Source organism: Enterobacter genomosp. O, assembly GCF_001022965.1.
Taxonomy (GTDB): Bacteria; Pseudomonadota; Gammaproteobacteria; order Enterobacterales; family Enterobacteriaceae; genus Enterobacter; species Enterobacter cloacae_L.
The window spans coordinates 414,574-433,763 of sequence record NZ_LECZ01000027.1 but is presented as its reverse complement, the minus strand read 5'-3'; the positions used below and the strand labels follow the sequence as shown (position 1 = coordinate 433,763).

The 19,190-nt window shown below is 58.1% G+C and carries 20 protein-coding genes; 16 read left to right on the top strand and 4 right to left on the bottom strand.

Going from position 1 to position 19,190, the window contains the following annotated elements; all coding sequences use genetic code 11:
• Positions 1-2: 2 nt before the first annotated feature.
• Together ABR39_RS20865 and ABR39_RS20860 are read right to left on the bottom strand one after the other, a co-directional pair.
• Positions 3-887 (bottom strand): dihydrodipicolinate synthase family protein, encoded by an 885-nt coding sequence (locus ABR39_RS20865; protein WP_047348529.1) that lies wholly within the window; start codon positions 885-887, stop codon positions 3-5.
• A gap of 17 nt (positions 888-904) precedes the next feature.
• The gene (locus ABR39_RS20860) at positions 905-2,047 is read right to left on the bottom strand and encodes an iron-containing alcohol dehydrogenase (protein ID WP_047348528.1); all 1,143 of its coding nucleotides are present in this window, start codon (positions 2,045-2,047) and stop codon (positions 905-907) included.
• Between the two features lie 174 nt (positions 2,048-2,221).
• Here ABR39_RS20860 and dtnK point away from each other — a divergent pair, with 174 nt between their 5' ends.
• The 4 genes from dtnK (at position 2,222) to ABR39_RS20840 (ending at position 5,735) form a co-directional block, all read left to right on the top strand.
• Positions 2,222-3,439: a D-threonate kinase gene (gene dtnK / locus ABR39_RS20855; protein ID WP_047348527.1), complete on the top strand. Its 1,218-nt coding sequence runs from the start codon at positions 2,222-2,224 to the stop codon at positions 3,437-3,439.
• Complete coding sequence (locus ABR39_RS20850) at positions 3,432-4,418, top strand: D-threonate 4-phosphate dehydrogenase (protein ID WP_047348526.1); 987 nt, start codon at positions 3,432-3,434, stop codon at positions 4,416-4,418. Before dtnK ends, ABR39_RS20850 begins: the two co-directional genes overlap by 8 nt.
• Position 4,419: 1 nt before the next feature.
• Positions 4,420-5,181, top strand: a complete 762-nt coding sequence (locus ABR39_RS20845; RefSeq protein WP_047348525.1) for a DeoR/GlpR family DNA-binding transcription regulator — start codon at positions 4,420-4,422, stop codon at positions 5,179-5,181.
• A 71-nt stretch (positions 5,182-5,252) separates the two neighbouring features.
• Positions 5,253-5,735 carry a GNAT family N-acetyltransferase gene (locus ABR39_RS20840; RefSeq protein WP_047348524.1) on the top strand — a complete coding sequence of 161 codons (483 nt, stop codon included), beginning with the start codon at positions 5,253-5,255 and terminating at the stop codon, positions 5,733-5,735.
• On the opposite strand, the gene ptrR is transcribed toward ABR39_RS20840, so the two are convergent.
• Positions 5,689-6,567, bottom strand: a complete 879-nt coding sequence (gene ptrR / locus ABR39_RS20835; protein WP_047348523.1) for a putrescine utilization regulator PtrR — start codon at positions 6,565-6,567, stop codon at positions 5,689-5,691. The genes ABR39_RS20840 and ptrR overlap by 47 nt on opposite strands.
• Before the next feature lie 98 nt (positions 6,568-6,665).
• Here ptrR and sad point away from each other — a divergent pair, with 98 nt between their 5' ends.
• The 9 genes from sad (at position 6,666) to ABR39_RS20790 (ending at position 17,016) form a co-directional block, all read left to right on the top strand.
• Positions 6,666-8,054 carry a succinate-semialdehyde dehydrogenase gene (sad, locus tag ABR39_RS20830; protein WP_047348522.1) on the top strand — a complete coding sequence of 463 codons (1,389 nt, stop codon included), beginning with the start codon at positions 6,666-6,668 and terminating at the stop codon, positions 8,052-8,054.
• A gap of 106 nt (positions 8,055-8,160) precedes the next feature.
• A complete protein-coding gene (locus ABR39_RS20825) occupies positions 8,161-9,750 on the top strand; it encodes a methyl-accepting chemotaxis protein (protein ID WP_047348521.1) in 1,590 nt (529 codons plus the stop codon).
• Positions 9,751-9,812: 62 nt separating this feature from the next.
• Entirely contained in the window at positions 9,813-10,739 is a 927-nt protein-coding gene (gene glsB, locus ABR39_RS20820) for a glutaminase B (protein WP_047348520.1), read from the top strand.
• Positions 10,739-11,101 carry a DUF4186 domain-containing protein gene (locus ABR39_RS20815; protein ID WP_047348519.1) on the top strand — a complete coding sequence of 121 codons (363 nt, stop codon included), beginning with the start codon at positions 10,739-10,741 and terminating at the stop codon, positions 11,099-11,101. The genes glsB and ABR39_RS20815 overlap by 1 nt, the downstream gene beginning before the upstream one ends.
• Positions 11,102-11,208: 107 nt before the next feature.
• The gene (locus ABR39_RS20810) at positions 11,209-12,657 is read left to right on the top strand and encodes a GGDEF domain-containing protein (RefSeq protein WP_047348518.1); all 1,449 of its coding nucleotides are present in this window, start codon (positions 11,209-11,211) and stop codon (positions 12,655-12,657) included.
• A gap of 99 nt (positions 12,658-12,756) precedes the next feature.
• Complete coding sequence (locus tag ABR39_RS20805; RefSeq protein WP_047348517.1) at positions 12,757-13,722, top strand: sensor domain-containing diguanylate cyclase; 966 nt, start codon at positions 12,757-12,759, stop codon at positions 13,720-13,722.
• A gap of 81 nt (positions 13,723-13,803) precedes the next feature.
• Positions 13,804-14,331: a GNAT family N-acetyltransferase gene (locus ABR39_RS20800; RefSeq protein WP_047348516.1), complete on the top strand. Its 528-nt coding sequence runs from the start codon at positions 13,804-13,806 to the stop codon at positions 14,329-14,331.
• A gap of 117 nt (positions 14,332-14,448) precedes the next feature.
• A complete protein-coding gene (locus tag ABR39_RS20795) occupies positions 14,449-15,900 on the top strand; it encodes a tagaturonate reductase (RefSeq protein WP_047348515.1) in 1,452 nt (483 codons plus the stop codon).
• A 201-nt stretch (positions 15,901-16,101) separates the two neighbouring features.
• Positions 16,102-17,016, top strand: a complete 915-nt coding sequence (locus tag ABR39_RS20790) for a bestrophin family protein (protein ID WP_047348514.1) — start codon at positions 16,102-16,104, stop codon at positions 17,014-17,016.
• Here ABR39_RS20790 and ABR39_RS20785 read toward each other — a convergent pair.
• Entirely contained in the window at positions 17,004-17,552 is a 549-nt protein-coding gene (locus ABR39_RS20785) for a GNAT family N-acetyltransferase (RefSeq protein ID WP_047348513.1), read from the bottom strand. The genes ABR39_RS20790 and ABR39_RS20785 overlap by 13 nt on opposite strands.
• Positions 17,553-17,686: 134 nt before the next feature.
• Between ABR39_RS20785 and ABR39_RS20780 the strand changes: the two genes are divergently transcribed.
• From ABR39_RS20780 to ABR39_RS20770, 3 genes are read left to right on the top strand one after another with little or no spacing between them, the layout of a single operon-like run.
• Entirely contained in the window at positions 17,687-18,214 is a 528-nt protein-coding gene (locus ABR39_RS20780; RefSeq protein ID WP_047349059.1) for a hypothetical protein, read from the top strand.
• Between the two features lie 9 nt (positions 18,215-18,223).
• Positions 18,224-18,694, top strand: coding sequence for a GNAT family N-acetyltransferase (locus ABR39_RS20775; protein WP_047348512.1), 471 nt, complete (start codon positions 18,224-18,226; stop codon positions 18,692-18,694).
• A gap of 12 nt (positions 18,695-18,706) precedes the next feature.
• A complete protein-coding gene (locus ABR39_RS20770; protein ID WP_047348511.1) occupies positions 18,707-19,147 on the top strand; it encodes a GNAT family N-acetyltransferase in 441 nt (146 codons plus the stop codon).
• Positions 19,148-19,190: the final 43 nt, after the last annotated feature.

The window sequence follows — 19,190 nt, the reverse complement described above, 5'->3', positions numbered from 1 at the left end:
GGTTAAATGCGTGACGTTGTCACTATTCGGCGTATCTCTGCAAGCTGCATATCGTTAAACGCCACGGCATAGCGGCTCTCGCCGACCTCTTCTCCCATGAGCTGCAGCGCTTTTTTGACGGCGGCAGGCGAAAACGCCACGCTGTACAGATCGGTACGCAGCTGCGTGACGTTCTCCTGCGCCAGGCGGGAGCCTTCAATATCGCCCGCGTTAAAGCGTGACCAGATGGCGTTGATGGCCGCCGGCGCCACGTTCGCCAGCCCGGAAATGCAGGCTGAACAGCCGTCGACAAAGCCCTGGTGGATCAGCGAGTCCGGACCGTTGAGCACGTCGAACCCGTCAATGTCGCTTGCCGCATTGAGGAATCCGCGCAGGCTCTCGTAGCTTCCGGCACTGTCCTTGATGCCGATGATGTTGGGATGTTCGGCCAGCGCGCGTGCGGTGGCGGGCTCTATGGTGTTGCCGGTCCGCGCCGGTATGTTGTACAGAAATACCGGTACGGCCAGCGCGTCGGCGATTGCGGTGTAGTGCGCGACGAGTTCAGCCTGCTTCAGCGGCACGAAGTAAGGGGTAATGACGGATACGGCATCGACGCCCAGGGCGGCGATCTGTTTCCCCAGACGGATGGTGTCGCGGGTTGAGATCTCCCCAATGTGCGCCACGACCGGGGCGCGCCCGGCCACCGTTTCGACACAGGTACGGGTGACGGCGATTTTTTCCTCTTCGTTCAGCACGAAGAACTCGCCGTTGGTGCCGCCGCAGAAGATGCCGTTGCCCGCGCTGAGCTGACGGTCGATCTGTCGTTTAAGGCCCGGCAGATTCAGCGCGCCTTCCGCGTCAAAGGGGGTCACGATGGCCGTCAGCACGCCCCTGATTGTGTTACGCATTTCTCACTCCTTCGATATTAATGTTGGGGAAACAGCGTCCGGTAAATTGCCTGCACTTCGTCATGGTTGACCTGGCAAGGGGCGTTGTTCATTAGCCGCTTAACGTTAAGGGCCGCATCGCTCAGTGCGGCGATGTCCTCGCGCGGGACACCCAGCGTCTCCAGGTTGTCCGGCAGGTTGAGCCTGCGCACCAGCGCACCAAAGTAATCCACCAGCGCGTGGGATTTCTCCTCGTCTGACAGCGTCGTCTCCGCGCCGGGCACCAAATCCCAGACCTGCGCAAATTTCGTCACGCAGTGGGGACGAACCGCTCGCATGCAGGGCGCCAGCAGAATGGCGTTGGCGACGCCGTGCGGCAGGTGATATTTGCCGCCGAGAGGATAGGAAAGGGCGTGAACCAGATGCGTGCCGGCGTGCGCAATGGCGACTCCGCCGTAGTAAGACGCCCACAGCATCTCCAGCTTCGCCAGCAGATTGCCCGGCTCTGCGCAGGCCGTTTCAATGTTGTTGAGCAGCTTTGACAGGCCCATCAGCGCGGCGTTATCGCTGACCGGGTTGGCGACCGTTGAGGTGAAACACTCAATCAAATGGCACAGAGCATCAATCCCGGTGGATGAGGCAATGTGCGCTGGCATGCTGGTCGTCAGCTCCGGCAGCAGAGCGACGTAGTCGGGCAGCAGGACGGGGGAGATAATGCCCACCTTTGTGTTTTGCTCCGGGATGGCCAGAATGGCGTTCGGCGTCGCTTCCGATCCGGTCCCGGCCGTGGCCGGGATCAGCAGCGAGGGGATGCGCGCCACGGGTTTTGTGCCCGCCAGCAGGCTGTCCAGCCCCGGTGACTGCGGGTGGCAGAGCACGGAAAGCAGCTTGGCCACATCCAGTACGCTACCGCCGCCGAGCCCGACGACCAGCCCAAACGTACCCGTTAACCCGCCGAGCAGCTGGCTCACGTCGTGGTGGGAGGGTTCAGGCGGCACCGTGTCGATAATCGTGACGCGACGGTTGTCCTCTTCGAGGATCGCGCGGATCTGCTTTGCCGCCTCCAGACGCGCAATATTGCCGTCCGTCACCAGCAAAAGCTGCGTTTTATCAGTCAGTAACGGCCTGATGGCGGCGATAGCATTTGCGCCGCTAATAATGGTGCTGTTGATAGTTACCACGCTTTTCTCCTGTCTCTGTGCCCATGATTGATTTCGCTCAAATAAGACGCTTCATGGTCATCGTGTGGCTAAATTTATAATTTATTCGCAAACTGATTAACTTGATCTTGCTCACATATAATCAATCATGATTGAATATAATCATTAACAGGAAAGGCGAACCCGGAGTGGGGGATGAAAGTGAACAATCTGTACAGAGAGGTCGTGGTCGTCGCGGATGACTTTACCGGCGCTAACGACGCCGGCGTCAGCCTGGCGCTGTGCGGCAAAAAAGTCAGCGTGGCGTTTCATACGCCCTTTACCCAGGCGGCCGATGCGCTGATCGTCAACACCGATTCCCGGGCGCTGCGGGCATCGCAGGCGGCGGAAAAGGTGGCCGCGCTCGGGGCGGATATCGCAGATGCCCGCTGGCTCATCAAGAAGATGGATTCCACGCTGCGCGGCAACGCGGGGGCGGAAGCACAGGCCCTGAAGGCGTTAAGCGGCAAGCGTCAGGCGATCGTGGCCCCGGCATACCCCGAGGCAGGGCGCATCACGCGGCACGGCAGGTGTCTGGTAAACGGCATTCCGGTGAATGAAACCGAATTTGCCAGCGATCCCAAAACGCCCGTTCCGTCTGCCGCTATTGCTGACATGTTTACCGACGTGAGCGCTAAAAACGTGACCGTGGAGACGCTGACAGCCGAACTGGCGCAGGGAACGGAGTGGCTCATCGTTGATGCGCAGACCGACGAGGAGCTGGACGCCATTATCGCCGCCGCGCTGGGATGCGCGCAGACCCCGCTGCTGGTGGGCTCGGCCGGGCTGTGCGATGCGCTGGCCCGGCATCTGGCCCCGGCCCGACACAAACAGCTGCTGGCCGTGGTGGGCTCGATGAGTGAAATCGCTCAACGGCAGATTACGCGGGCTAAAGGCAAGAGGGGCGTCTCGTCGGTATTTATCGATGTGAATGACGCTTTGCGCGGCGACGCGGTTAGTTATATCGAAGAAATTGCGCAGGTGCTCCAGGCTGGGCATCACTGCATCGTGCATACCTGCGCGGGCCACGAGGCCCGCCATCAGGTGGAGCAGCTCTGCCAGCAGCATCACGTCACCCGCGCGGGCCTGGGCGAAAAGATCTGTACGTTTTTAGGCGAGCTGACCCGACGGGTGCTTGCGGCGCACGAGCCGGACGCGCTGTACGTCTCCGGTGGCGATGTGGCGATGGCCGTCGCCAGGGCACTGGATGCCCGCGGGTTTGAAATAACCGGGTGCATCGCACGGTGCGTACCGGTTGGACAATTTCTGGGCTGTAGCTGGCAGCGGCCGGTAATGACCAAAGCAGGGGGCTTCGGAAAGGAAGAGACGCTGCTTGAGGTTTTGCATTTTATCGAGGAGAGACTGAGTGACTAAAATCATCGCTGTAACCATGGGTGACCCGGCCGGCATTGGCCCGGAAATCATTATCAAATCCCTCACCGGGGGCGAGCTGTCAGGGGCGCCCGTGGTGGTGGTCGGCTGTGCCAGAACGCTGCAGCGGGTGCTGGAGAAAGGGATCGCCGGGCAGGCGGATATGCGGATTATCGACGCGGTGAGCGACGCGCGTTTTGCCCCCGGCGTAATCAACGTGCTTGACGAACCGCTTGCGGATCCCGATGCGCTACAGCCGGGCGTCGTGCAGGCTGCGGCAGGGGATCTGGCCTATCGCTGCGTGAAGCGCGCCACCGAGCTGGCGATGGCGGGCGAGGTGAAAGCGATTGCAACGGCGCCCCTGAACAAAGAGGCACTACACCTGGCCGGTCACCTTTATCCGGGGCATACCGAACTGCTGGCGCACCTGACCAACAGCAAAGATTACGCCATGGTGCTGTATACCGATAAGCTGAAGGTGATTCACATCACCACCCACATTGCGCTGCGCAAATTCCTTGATACGCTCAATCAGGATCGGGTAAAAACCGTGATTGGCATTGCGGATAGCTTCCTGAAGCGCGTCGGGTTCGAGCATCCTCGCATCGCGGTTGCCGGCGTTAACCCACATGCGGGGGAGAACGGTCTGTTTGGTGATGAAGAGATCAAAATTGTCGGCCCGGCCGTTGCGGCGATGAAAGCGCAGGGGTTAAACGTCACCGGACCGTGTCCGCCGGATACGGTATTTATGCAATGCTACGAAGGAATGTATGACATGGTCGTTGCGATGTATCACGATCAGGGGCATATTCCGCTAAAATTGCTCGGCTTTTACGACGGGGTGAATATCACCGCCGGCTTGCCGTTTATCCGTACCTCTGCAGACCACGGAACCGCGTTCGATATTGCATGGACCGGTAAAGCCAAGTCTGAGAGCATGACGGTGTCTATTCAGTTGGCTATGCAAATCACACGGGAATGATATGAAGGGATATAACCGGTTAGAGCAGATAATGGATTACCTGAAAGGGCACAATCTGGTGACGGTGGATCAGCTGGTGGCGATTACCGATGCCTCGCCGGCGACGATTCGCCGGGATTTGATCAAGCTCGATCAGGAAGGGGTGATCAGCCGTACCCATGGCGGGGTTACCCTCAACCGGTATATTCCTTCCCAGCCTACGACGCATGAAAAAATGCAGCGCAGCCTGGCGGAAAAGCACGCCATCGCCAGCGCGGCGGCGAGCTTTGTTAAAGCGGGGGACGCCATTGTGCTTGATGCCGGTACCACGATGATTGAACTCGCGCGCCAGCTGACGCATCTGCCGCTTCGCGTGATCACCAGCGACCTGCACATCGCGCTGTTTCTCTCGGAGTTCCGCCAGATTGAAGTGACGATCATCGGCGGGCGCATTGATGATTCAAGCCAGTCCTGCATCGGTGAACACGGGCGTCGCCTGCTGCAAAACGTCTGGCCGGACGTGGCTTTTGTCAGCTGTAACGGCTGGGATATCACCCGCGGCATAACCTCGCCAACGGAAGAGAAGGCCGCGCTGAAGCGTGATTTACTTGCCAATGCAAAACGTCGCGTGCTGCTGGCGGACAGCTCCAAGTACGGAGCCTGGTCGCTGTTTAACGTGGCGCATCTTAATACCCTCACGGATATCGTCACCGACGGCAGGCTGGATGAAACGACGCAGGCGCAGCTTCGGGCGCTGGATATCCCGCTCACGCTGGCGTCATGACATAAGTTAATACTATGAAGCACCCCGGCAGGCCTGCGCTATGTTAAAAATAAACTAGCAAGGAGCCTGCCATGTATTCCATTTCCTCTGCATCTGCACGTCATCCGGACATTCTCACCCTGATCGCAGCGCTTGACCGCTACCAGAGCGAACTCTATCCCGCCGAAAGCAATCATCTGCTCGACCTGGCTGCGCTGCCGGAAGCCTCGCTTATCCTGATGGTCATTCGCGACCAGCAGCTTCAGGCGGTCGGCTGCGGGGCCATCGTGCTCAACGGCGACGGAACGGGGGAGATGAAGCGGGTCTACATCGACCCGGCTCATCGTGGGCAGCACCTCGGCGAGACGCTGCTGGCCGCCCTGGAAGATGAGGCCCTGAGCCGTCATTGCCATACGGTACGGCTGGAGACGGGCATCAAACAGCACGCCGCGGTTCGGCTTTACGAACAGTGCGGATACGAAATGCGCCCGGCGTTTGCCCCGTACGTTGACGATCCGCTCAGCCTGTTTATGGAGAAGGCGCTGGTTGTAGACGTTCGTTTAGCAGCGCTATAAAGGCTTCCAGCTGGCGGGTCATCGCCCCGCGCCGCCACACCAGCCAGGTGGTGAGCCAGCGCCAGTTTTCCGCCAGCGGCCAGGCCTCAACCTGATGGTGTCCCGGCATACTTTCCAGCATTGAGCGCGGCATCAGCGCGATGCCCGCACCCGCAATAACGCAGGCGAGCATGCCGTGATAGGACTCCATCTCATGAATGCGGCCGGGCGCGGCTCTGTCCGCATGAAACCAGCTTTCCAGGTGTCGACGGTACGAGCAGTTTGCGCGAAAGGCGTAAACGTCGCTGCCGCTGACCTCTGCTGCGCGTGAGACTTCCGCCTGCCCGGCAGGCGTGACCAGCATCATCTCTTCCCGGTAGACCGGCATCCCCTCCAGCTCCGGGTGCGACAGAGGCCCGTCAACAAAGGCGGCGCTTAAGGTTCCCTCCAGCACGCCGTCAATCATCGTCCCGGATGGCCCGGTAGAAAGGGCAAACTGAATGCGCGGGTAGCGCTGGTTAAACAGCGCCAGCGTTTCAGGGATGCGCACCGCGGCGGTACTCTCCAGCGCGCCGAGGGCAAATAACCCCTGCGGCTCATCGCCCGCCACAACCATGCGCGCCTCATCCACCAGGGCGAGGATCTGCCTGCTGTAGCGCAGGAAGTTATGCCCGGCGGGGGATAAACGCAAACGCTGATTCTCACGAATAAACAGCTCAACGCCCAGGTCAGCTTCCAGCTGGCGGATGCGGGTCGTCAGGTTGGACGGCACGCGATGCACCTTCTGCGCCGCCTGAGTGATGCTGCCCGTCTGCGCGACGGCGTTAAACATTTCAAGCTGGGTTAAGTCCATAGCATTCTCGTTTCGTGAACAAGGTGGTTAATATTATTCATTTTTAAGAAATAGCAGAGTGGACCACAATCAATCAACCGAAATACGTGGAGAACAATATGACTTATTCATCTGCTACACATGCCCTCTCTGTTAACCCGGCAACGGGTGAAACCCTCGCCGCGTATCCGTGGGCGACGCCGGAAGAGGTTGAACACGCCATTTCTCAGGCCGACGCGGGGTATCGCCAGTGGCGTCGCGAAAGCATTTCCCACCGGGCGCAGAAGCTTCGCGATCTCGGCGCCGCGCTGCGAAATCGCGCTGAAGAGATGGCGCAGACGATCTCACGTGAAATGGGAAAACCGATCCTGCAGGCGCGGGCGGAAGTGGCAAAATCCGCCGCGCTGTGCGACTGGTATGCCGAGCACGGCCCGGCGATGCTGCGCGCGGAACCCACGCTGGTGGAAAACCATAACGCGGTGATTGAATACCGTCCCCTGGGGCCGATTCTCGCGGTGATGCCGTGGAACTTCCCGCTCTGGCAGGTGCTGCGCGGCGCGGTGCCAATCCTGCTGGCGGGAAACAGCTATCTGCTCAAGCACGCGCCAAACGTGCTCGGCTCGGCCGAACTGATTGCGCAGATAGCGGCTGACGCCGGTATTCCTGCGGGCGTTTTCGGCTGGGTGAATGCCACCAATGACGGCGTAAGCCAGGCGATTAACGATCGGCGTATTGCGGCGGTGACCGTCACCGGCAGCGTGCGTGCCGGCGCGGCGATTGGCGCCCAGGCCGGGGCTGCGCTGAAAAAATGCGTGCTTGAGCTGGGGGGTTCCGATCCGTTTATCGTTCTTAACGATGCCGACCTCGATCTTGCCGTGAAGGCGGCGGTGGCGGGGCGCTACCAGAATACCGGGCAGGTGTGCGCCGCGGCGAAGCGTTTTATCGTCGAGGAGGGTAACGCCGACATCTTTACCCAACGTTTTGTCGAGGCTGTTTCTGCGCTGAAGCTGGGCGCACCGGATCGGGAAGAGCACTTTATTGGCCCGATGGCGCGTTACGACCTGCGGGATGAACTGCATCAGCAGGTGCAGGCCACGCTGGCAGAAGGGGCAACGCTGCTGCTTGGCGGGGAGAAAATCAGCGGTGAGGGCAATTATTACGCCCCGACCGTGCTCGGCAACGTGACGCCTGAGATGACCGCCTTCCGCCAGGAGCTGTTTGGTCCGGTCGCGGCCATTACGGTTGCGAAAGACGCGGAGCACGCCCTGACGCTTGCCAACGACAGCGACTTTGGCCTGTCTGGCACCGTCTTTACCGCTGACGCAGCGCTTGCGGATAAATTCTCTCGCGAGCTGGAGTGCGGCGGCGTGTTTATCAACGGCTATAGCGCCAGCGATGCACGCGTGGCCTTCGGTGGCGTCAAGAAAAGCGGCTTTGGCCGCGAGCTTTCCCACTTTGGCCTGCACGAGTTCTGCAACGTGCAGACGGTGTGGAAGGATCGCGTATAATTTTTCGGCCCTCATCGCGAGGGCCGTTGTCATTTCTCTGCAATGGTTCTGTCATTTTCATTTCGTAGACTCCCACGCGTCTAACGCATTGTTAATGAAGAAAATCATGAACCTAACGCAAATTTTTCGCCGTATTGCGCAGCGTCTCACACCTCGTCGTTTTGGCCTGCTGACGGGTATTTTTTGTATTATTGGCCTTTTCTCTGCGCTGCAACTCTCCTCGTCATTCCTGCTCAACGCCTCCCTGAACGAAGCCCAGCGCAACGAGCAGCGCAATCTGCTGGCCTGGCAGCAGCAGAGCAGGCTGGATCTGGCCCGCGTCTCCCTGCTGGCCGCAAGCGATCTGCTTAACCGCTCCGGCGTCTGGTTTATGCAGGATAAAGAGACCGGCTCCGACGGAAGCTGGCACAGCCTGATGGATGACGCGCAAAAGGCGCTGGCGGTTTCTCAGCAGGCGTGGAAGGCCTGGCTGGCGCTGAACCCGCCGAAAGACGATGCCCTGGTGAACAGCTATCAGCTTTTCTACGGCGCGATCGAGGAGCAGGCGCAAGGGCTGATGAAAACCAACACCATCGACGCTTTTTTTGCCGTACCGTCTCAGGCTTTTCAGACTGATTTTAACGACAACTATGCGCGCTATCAGCAGGCAAGCGAGAAGCAGGCCATGCAGGGGCGTCAAAGCCTGATGGCACAGCTCTCCGGGCTGCAAACGCTATTTCTGTTTGCGCCGGTGCTGCTGCTGGCCATCGCCGTTGCCGTCTGGTTTGGCATGTCCCGGTGGGTGATTACGCCGCTGCGCCGGCTCATTGCGCATATTAACCAGCTGGCGGCGGGGGATCTCTCCGCCACGCCGCCGGACGTCAGGCGCTTTAACCGGGAAGTCGGGCAGCTTAGCGACAGTATTGCCACCATGCAGCACGGCCTGCAGCAGCTGGTGACGCAGGTTAGCCACGCTACGGCCACCATGGTGGAGAACATTGGCTCCCTCGCGCAGGGTAACCAGAAGCTGTACCAGCAGTCGGCGCGCCAGGCGAAAGAGCTTGAGGACGTAACGGCGCATATCGCGGCGCTGGAAACCCATGTGGAAGGGAATACCGGCTATGCCCGGCTCGCCAGCTCGCGGGCGGATGAAGCGCGTCAGGCTGCCGCGGGCGGCGACCAGATGATGTCTACCGTGAATGCGTCGATGCAGGCGATTGTCGACCGATCCTCAGAGATGCGCGGGATCGTGGCGATGATCGACAGCGTCGCGTTTCAGACGAACATCCTGGCGCTGAACGCCGCCATTGAGGCAGCCCATGCCGGAAACCAGGGGCGCGGCTTTGCCGTCGTCGCCCGGGAGGTCGGGCTGTTGGCGAGAAAGAGCAGCCACTCGACGCAGACCATTCAGGCGCTGATCAACCGCTCCCTGCAGGGCATTGAGGACGGCTCCCGCGCCGTTAACCTGATGGAGGAGAATTTGCAGCAGGTCACCGGTCTGGTGGGCAATTTAAGCAGTTTGCTGAATGAGATCTCCACCGCCACGCTCAGCCAGGGGGAGAGTATTCATCAGATGACGCGTCAGCTTCAGGCGCTGAATCAGGTCTCGCGCCAGACGGACAGGCTGGTCTCTGACGCCTCGGAGGCCTCGGAACGTCTGCAAAAGCAATCCAATCTTTTATTGCAGGCCGTTTCGCGTTTTCGTCTTAGCGCCTGACGCAATACATAAGCCTCTGTTATACTCGCAGCCCGTTTTAGCCTGAGGGCAAGGAGCAAAGTGTGGCTGCGGTCATCCATAATGAGATGCTGGACGAGATTCTGGCGCAGGTTCGTCCGTTATTGGGAAAGGGGAAGGTTGCCGACTATATTCCGGCCCTTGCCTCGGTCAGCGGGAATAAGCTGGGGATTGCTATCTGTACCATCGACGGACAGCGGTTCCAGGCCGGCGATGCGGCAGAACGTTTTTCCATTCAGTCCATTTCTAAAGTGCTGAGTCTGGTTGCGGCGATGCGCCAGTATGAAGAAGACGAGATCTGGCAGCGCGTGGGCAAAGATCCTTCCGGCCAGCCTTTTAACTCACTGCTCCAGCTCGAAATCGAACAGGGCAAACCGCGAAACCCCTTTATCAACGCCGGGGCGCTGGTGGTCTGCGATATGCTGCAAAGCCGCCTCAGCGCGCCGCGCCAGCGCATGCTTGAAATTGTTCGCCAGCTTTCGGGCGTTGACGATATTGCCTACGACCCGCTGGTGGCACGTTCCGAGTTTGAACACTCCGCCCGTAACGCGGCCATCGCGTGGCTGATGAAATCCTTCGGCAACTTCCATAACGATGTGGCGACGGTGCTGCAAAACTACTTCCATTACTGCGCCCTGAAAATGAGCTGTATTGAGCTGGCTCAAACGTTCCTGTTCCTGGCGCACCAGGGGCACGCGCCGCATCTCGATCAGGAAGTGGTATCACCGCTACAGGCCCGCCAGGTTAACGCGCTGATGGCAACCAGCGGGATGTATCAAAACGCCGGGGAGTTTGCCTGGCGCGTCGGCTTACCGGCGAAATCGGGCGTCGGCGGCGGGGTTGTGGCGATTGTGCCACATGAAATGGCGATTGCGGTCTGGAGCCCGGAGCTGGATGAAACGGGAAATTCACTCGCTGGGGTGGCGGTTCTGGAGAAACTGACCCAGCGTCTGGGGCGGTCCGTATACTGATGTCCGATTTGGATCCTCTCTTTTCCCGCCTGGCGCGATCGACCTTTCGTTCGCGCTTTCGCTTAGGCGAGAAGGAACGACAGTACTGCTGGGACAAAGGCCCCGAAACCATTGACCAGCATGCCGCTGATTTTGTCGAAAAGCGCCTTGCACCCGCACACCCCGCGAACGACGGTAAGCAGACCCCCATGCGCGGTCATCCGGTGTTTATCGCCCAGCACGCCACGGCCACCTGCTGTCGGGGCTGCCTGGCTAAGTGGCACAGCATTCCGGCTGGGGTTGCACTCACGGCGCAGCAGCAGCATTACATCGTCGGCGTGATCCACCATTGGCTGGTGTTACAGATGAACACCCAAATTTGACGAGTTATGCTCCTGTTGTAATTGTGTTATAGATGCATCCTAAGTTAGTCCCGACAACGCTGACGACCGCAATAATTGCCATAAGCTATCATATGGAATGATATTTAATGCGTTCTGCTCTCACTGCCTTCAGGTTCTTTCAACCGGACGCGCCGCTGCGTAATGCAACGACGATCTTTATTCTCACCACCTTATTCTATTTTGTGGGCGCGGAACTCCGGCTGGTTGAGGCCTTGTCGCTGTTCTGGCCGCTGAATGGCGTGATGGCAGGGATCTTCGCCCGCTATGTTTACCTGAATCGCCTGCATTACTATGCGGTGTGCTATGTCGCGATGCTGCTGTACGACGCGGTAACGACCAACTGGGGTATGGCCTCGGTGGTGATTAACCTGTCTAACATGATCTTTATCGTCGTGGTCGCCGTGCTGGTTCAGCGCGACAGGCGGCTGATGAAGAAAACCCCCGATCCGCTTAACGCGTTACGCCTGTTTAACTACTGCCTGATAGCGGCGCTGCTTTGCGCGCTGCTCGGCGCGGTAGGGTCGGTCGGGATCGACAGCCATACCTTCTGGCCGCTGTTTGCCGACTGGTTTAGCGAGCAGTTCTCAACCGGCGTGCTGGTGGTGCCGTGTATGCTTACCATCGGCATGCCCGTGCGTGAATTTAGGCTACGCATGGAGCAGCTGTTACCGGTTATCGCGCTGCTCGTCTCGGTGGCCGCGTCGGTGGTGATTGGCGGGGCGGGGAGTCTCGTCTTTCCGCTGCCTGCGCTTATCTGGTGTGCGGTTCGCTACTCGCTGCCTGCGACCTGCCTGCTGACGTTTATCACGGGTGCCGCTGAAATCATTCTGGTCGCCAACTCGGTAATCAATATTGCCGTGGCGACGCCGTTTACGACTCCCATGATGTTCTCAGCCCGGCTGGGTATTGCCACGATGGCGATCTGCCCGGTGATGGTGTCCGTGAGCATGGCAGCGATTAATTCCCTGATCCGCCAGGTTTCGCTGCGGGCGGATTATGACTTCTTAACGCACGTCTATTCGCGCTCCGGGCTTTATGAGGCGCTAAAGCATGAAGAGTCGCACCGCCATTCGCGTTTTCTGACCGTCATGCTGCTGGATATCGATTATTTCAAAAGCATTAATGATAACTACGGCCACGAGTGTGGGGATCGCGTGCTGGCGTCGTTTGCCCGCCAGGTTCAGCAGGTGGTCGGCGAAGACGGAATGGTCGCGCGCATGGGCGGAGAAGAGTTCGCGGTGGTGGTCAACTCTGGCGATGCGCAAAGCGGTTACGCGCTGGCAGAACGTATCAGAACCACCGTTGCCAATCATCCTTTTACATGGCGTCAGCAAACGCTCCATCTGACGGTGAGTATTGGCCTCGGGAGCGGAAAGTCTGAGTCATGGCAGTTGACCGAGGTCTTCAACGCGTTGATGGCCGAAGCGGACGATCATCTCTATCGTTCAAAAAAAGCGGGTCGAAACCGCACCAGCGCCCGGGTAGCGCACGAGCATGTTGCTGCGCCCGCCGGGAGCGAAACAGAGCTGCGTTAATCGTCATAAGGCATTGACGTGAATAGTAAGCGGCTTAACACACTGACAATGTCTCTGTTTAAGCTACGCTTTTAGTAAAGCTTTACGTCAGGAGACATTATGAAAGCACCTGCAACCCCTGAAAATGAAAAGGACCGACTGAATTCACTGCGCGAATCGGGCCTGCTTGAGATCGACAGTTCCCCGGCGTTTGACCGGCTCACGCGCCTGGCGAAACGCTTCTTCCAGGTGCCCCTGGCGATGGTCAACCTCATTGATGAGCATTCGCTAATCGTGAAGTCTGCCGACGGCCAGGCGCCCGACAGCGTCCCGCGTAACATCTCGTTTTGCGGCCATACGATCCTTGCCGAAGCACCGCTGGTGGTGGGGGATATGCTGCAGGACGATCGTTTTGCGGATAATCCGCTGGTGGCCGGTGAACCTCGCGTGCGTTTCTACGCGGGCTTCCCGCTGCGCTTGCGCGATGGCGCAAGCGTGGGCTCGCTGTGTCTGATTGATTACGCACCCCGGGAGTTTTCCGCGGCCGATCTCGCCGTGCTGGGAGACCTTGGCGCGTTGGCCGAAGATGAATTTGCCGCAATCAGCGCGGCGACCACCGATGAGTTAACCGGGTTATTCAACCGTCGGGGCTTCAATCAGCTCGTGAGATTCACGCTTTCCGTTGCCCGACGCCGGGCTGAGCCGCTGACGCTCGGCTGGCTGGATTTGGATCGCTTTAAGGAAATTAACGATCGCTACGGGCACGAAGAGGGGGATAAGGCGCTGAAGGCCATGGCGCAGCTGATGCGCGCCTCCTTCCGCGAGGCGGATCTACTGGTGCGCTTCGGCGGGGATGAGTTCGCCGTGCTGTTCGCGGATACCGACGAGCAGGGCGCCTGGATTGCGATGCAGTATCTTGCCGAGCAGGTGGAAAACTACAACGCCCGGAAGCTTCACCCCTGGTCGCTGCTGTTCTCGTGGGGGCTGAGCGAATTCGATCATAACGGCAATGACCTCCAGCAGTGGCTGAAGGACGCCGATGAAAAAATGTATGCCATGAAGCAGCAGCGCCAGCGGCCTCGTTGACATAACAAAAGCCTATGTCCGATCCGTTTGCGTTAAAAAGATGTTAAATGCAAAGTGGGGTATTCAACGTAAGGAACAACAATGAATACCTCACTGCAAATCAAAACCCTCACCCGGGAAGAGATTCTTACCCATCTTGATGCGCTGGCCGGGATCCTCGAAAACTGCGTAAACGGCGGGGCATCCGTCAGTTTTATGCTTCCCTTTAACCTCGATAAGGCCCGCTCTTTCTGGCGCGGTATGGCAGACAGCGCAGGACGCAACGAGCGTCTGGTGCTGGCCTGCGTCGACCCGCAGGACGGCGTTATTGGCACGGTGCAGCTGATCGTTGACCAGCCGGAAAACCAGCCGCACCGCGCGGACGTGGCGAAGCTGCTGGTTCATGAGAAAGCGCGCCGGAAAGGGGCCGCGATGGCGCTCATGGAAGCGCTTGAAGTTGAGGCCAGGGCCCGGAACATCTCCGTTCTGGTGCTTGATACCTCCACCGGCAGCGGGGCCGAAACCTTCTACCAGCGAGCCGGCTGGCAAAAGGTCGGTGAGATCCCGCGCTATGCGCTGATGCCGGACGGAGCCATGACGGCCACGTCCGTGTTCTATAAGTTCTTATAATTATTTTGCACAACCGCACCGCGGATTGATCAAAACAGGGTTTCTGGTCGTTAAGTTTTGATAAGTTATCGTACCAATCTTATCAGGCTGTATGACTAATTATAAAAGGAACCCAACGTGGACACTCTCAACCGTCGTGATTTTCCCGGTGCGCACTATCCGGAACGCATCATTCAGTTTGGTGAAGGCAATTTCCTGCGCGCCTTCATCGACTGGCAAATCGACCTGCTGAACGAACATACCGACCTTAACGCCGGCGTGGTCATCGTTCGCCCGATTAAGAGCGACTTCCCGCCGTCGCTAAGCACGCAGGATGGGTTGTACACTACGATTATTCGTGGCCTGAATGAGCAGGGCGAGGCGGTGAGCGACGCCCGACTTATCCGCTCCGTTAACCGTGAAATCAGCGTCTACGACGACTATGACGCGTTTCTGAAGCTGGCTCACAATCCGGATATGCGGTTTGTTTTCTCGAACACCACCGAAGCCGGCATCAGCTACCACGCGGGTGACAAATTCGACGATGCCCCTGCGGTGAGCTATCCGGCGAAGCTGACGCGGCTGCTGTTTGAGCGCTTTAGCCACTTCAACGGTGCGGCGGACAAAGGCTGGATCATCATTCCGTGTGAACTGATTGATTACAACGGCGATGCGTTGCGCGAACTCGTCTTGCGCTATGCGCAGGAGTGGGCGCTGCCTGCCGCCTTTACCCGCTGGCTAAACGACGCCAACAGCTTCTGCTCGACGCTGGTTGACCGCATCGTGACGGGCTACCCGCGCGATGAAGTGGCCGCGCTGGAAGCGGAGCTCGGTTATCACGATGGGTTCCTTGATACGGCCGAACATTTCTATCTGTTTGTGATTCAGGGCCCGGCATCCCTTGCGCGCGAGCTTCGTCTGGATAAGCACCCGCTGAACGTGCTGATTGTCGATGACATCAAGCCCTACAAAGAGCGCAAGGTCGCCATCCTGAACGGGGCACACACCGCGCTGGTGCCGGTCGCCTTCCAGGCGGGGCTGGACACGGTAGGCGAGGCGATGAACGATGCAGAGGTGTGCGCGTTCGTCGAGAAAGCGATTTATCAGGAAATTATCCCGGTGCTCGATCTCCCGCGTGACGAGCTGGAATCTTTCGCAAGCGCGGTAACAGGACGTTTCCGTAACCCCTACATCAGACACCAGCTGCTGTCCATCGCGCTCAACGGCATGACCAAATACCGCACCCGCATCCTGCCGCAGCTGCTGGCAGGGCAGAAGGCGACGGGGCAATTACCTGCGCGCCTGACGTTTGCCTTAGCGGCGCTGATCGCGTTTTATCGCGCGGAGCGTAACGGGGAGAGCTATCCGGTGCAGGACGATGCGTCCTGGCTGGAACGTTATCAGCAGCTTTGGGCGCAGCATCGGGATCGCCAGTTGAGCACCCGCGAGCTGGTACACTCGGTGCTGAGCGTGAGCGAGCACTGGGAACAGGATCTGACGCAGGTGAGTGGTCTTGTCGACCAGGTCACGCTGGACCTGGATGCCATTCTGCTGAAGGGCATGCGCGCCGCGGTTAAACCGCTTTGCTAATGAATTCACCCGGCTTCGGCCGGGTTTAAATACGATATTATTTAGTTACAACATACTATTTGCACTGTTTTTAAAAAACAGCTTCAGCACCGTGCGGTTTTCGCTAATCAGGAGAGAAAATGCAATGTTCTGTTAACATGCTTGCAACTGTGAGGGGGATCACGTTTAATAGCCGCGCTCTTTTCTTTCCTGAATCTCACTATGATTGTTCGTCCTAAACAGCACTGGCTACAACTGATTTTCGTCTGGCACGGTTCGGTACTTCCCAAGATCTATACCCGATTGCTGCTCAACTTCCTGCTTTCTATTGCCGTTATCCTGATGCTGCCGTGGTATACCTCACTGGGCATCAAATTTACCGTGGCGCCGTTTAGCATTCTCGGCGTGGCGATCGCTATCTTTCTGGGTTTCAGGAACAACGCCTGTTATTCCCGCTACGTTGAAGCCCGGCAGCTTTGGGGGCAGTTGATGATAGCGGCACGCTCGCTGTTTCGCGAGGTAAAAAACACCTTGCCCGACGATAAGCACCTGGGCGAGTTTGTCCGTCTGCAGATTGCTTTCGCCAACTGCCTGCGCATGACCCTGCGCCGGGAACTGAACGCTGAGCAACTCTCTCGCTATCTTGCTGCGGATGATTTACGTAAAGTCATGGACGCCAACTCACCGGCGAACCGTATTTTGCTGATCATGGGGGAGTGGCTGGCCGTGCGGCGGCGTAACGGGCAACTCTCAGACATTCTGTTCCACAGCCTGAATAACCGTCTGAACGACATGTCCATCGTCCTTTCCGGCTGCGAGCGTATTGCAACAACGCCGGTGCCGTTCGCCTACACGCTGATTTTGCACCGCACGGTGTATCTGTTCTGCATCATGCTGCCGTTCGCGCTGGTTGTGGACCTGCACTACATGACGCCCTTTGTCTCGGCCCTAATCTCTTACACCTTTATCTCGCTGGACACCCTGGCGGAAGAGCTGGAAGATCCGTTTGGCACCGAAAATAACGACCTGCCGCTGGACGCCATCTGCAACATGATGGAACGCGATCTGCTGCAGATGAACGATGAAGAGAACATTCCGGAAAGGCTGATGCCGGATAAGCGCTATCAGCTAACCTGACGGGCGTTCCATTCATCGCGGGTGATCTCCCACAGCTCGGAATCGAGCATGCCGCTGACGTACGCTTTCTGTTCTGTTCTGATAAGCCGCATACCGCTACTGTCTGAAATACGGCGGGAGCGGCTGTTAGCGGCGGCCTTCGGCGCGCGCAGTACGGGTTTGTTCAGCGAATTAAACCAGTAATCCGTTGCGGCAATGCTGGCCTCGCGCATATATCCCTGTCCCTGAAACTCCGGCGCCAGCCAAAACCCGCGGTTGTTATCTTCCACATCGTACAGACAGATAATGCCCATCAGCGCGGCCGGCACCTCGCGACGGCGGATGCTCCAGAACCACGCAATCCCTTTTGCCATATCCGGCAGCGCCACGTTGTTAACATAGTTTTCCGCGCCGTTATCCGGGTAGGGCCAGGGCACGGAAGAGACCATATAGCGGACGATCTCCCAGCGCGGATAGAGCTTTTGTATCTGGGCGGCATCTTCGGCAACCAGCGGTTTTAGCAGCAAGCGTTCTGTCGTGAGGGTAGGTATCGTCATCCGCGGATCTCCATATTTAAGCGTTATGATTTTGTTTGCGTTCTGGTATTTTCATCTCTATCACATTCAGTTGAGGCGCGCTGGGTTTATTCCCTACCAAAAATGGGCAACCTCTTTTTGATGGCGAAAAAATGATGAGTTTTTTGGCTCTTTTAATCGGACGGGTTTTTCAGGATCTCCTTCAGCATGGCAAAGAGGAACAATATTTTTCTCGTCCCCTCAGCGAGCTTCCGCGTCAAAATCCTTACCCGGTAGCGGCGCTGTTACCTCTGTTTTTAGTGGCGTTTGCGTTAAATCTGCTGCCTTTTCTCAGCGCGTTGCGGGGGCTGTCACCTTTACACCATGCGCTGAGCTTTTTCGTACCATCATTATTAATGACAGGCGCGCTCATTGTTATCAGCGTGCTTCTGGCCCGAGGGAAGACGTCGGGATTGTTGGGGTTTATGGCATTGTTCATCATTCTGCTGGTCATGACCCTCGTTCAGGCGCTGCATCTCCTGTTTTCTCATGGCGGAAGCCTTTGGCCACTGGTCATTGCATGCTTCGCGCTGTTACTTTGTCGGGGGGTGATGAACAGCAGCGGCTTTGTGCTGTTTACCCTCTATTGTCGCACTCAGCGTCTTGCCAGACTGGCACGTGAAATCCGGTTAAATAGCCGTTAAAGAGGTGATATGACGTTACGTAAAGCGAAGCCGCAGGAAGCCGAAATACTCTGGAATATTCGCAATCAGGCGATCCGTCACGGCTGCAAAACCAGTTACGACGCGGACGTCATTGCGCGCTGGACGCCCGATCTGATGCCCGAACGCTACCGGCAAATGGTCATTGAATACCCATTTTACGTGGTGGAAGATGAAAAGGGCGAGATTGCGGCAACCGGCTATCTGGATCTGGATACCCACTGCCTGGAGGCGATATTCACCTTGCCTGCGGCATCCGGTAAAGGCATGGCGACCCGGATTATCGAGGCGCTCAAACAGGAGGCCCGCAGCCGGGGGATAACCCGCCTGACGCTCGATGCAACGCCTAATGCCCGGTCGTTTTACCAGAAGCTGGGGTTTGCTACGCTGAGCGAAAAATATCATCACTCGCGGATGGCGGGCGCTGATTTACGCTGTTTTGAAATGGCGATCAATATGTAATGTGAGGAACGCATGGCTGTCACGGTAAGACCTTTACGCGCAGACGATTACTCCCACTGGCGACCGCTGTGGGACGGCTATACCCATTTTTATGACTGCTTTCTCGATGAATCGGTTACCGCATCGACATGGGAAAGGGCGCTCTCCGCGCATTCCCCGATGTTCTGCCGCGTGGTAGAGAAAGACGAAAAGGTCATCGGCTTCGCGATGTGCATTCTCCACGAAGGCACCTGGTCAACGGCCCCCGTTTGCTACCTGGAAGATCTGTTCGTTGATGCCACCGAACGCGCCGCGGGAGCCGGGAAGGCACTCATTGATGCCCTGATAACGGAAGGCAAGCGCGAAGGGTGGGCAAAACTGTATTGGGTCACCCGGGAGAACAACCCGGCGCGTAAACTGTATGACAAATACGGCGAGGCTGACGACTACGTCCGCTACCGCCTCTCTCTTTAAGCTAAAACGCCGGTGTTTGTATCAGACTGTATCCGCGGCGCTG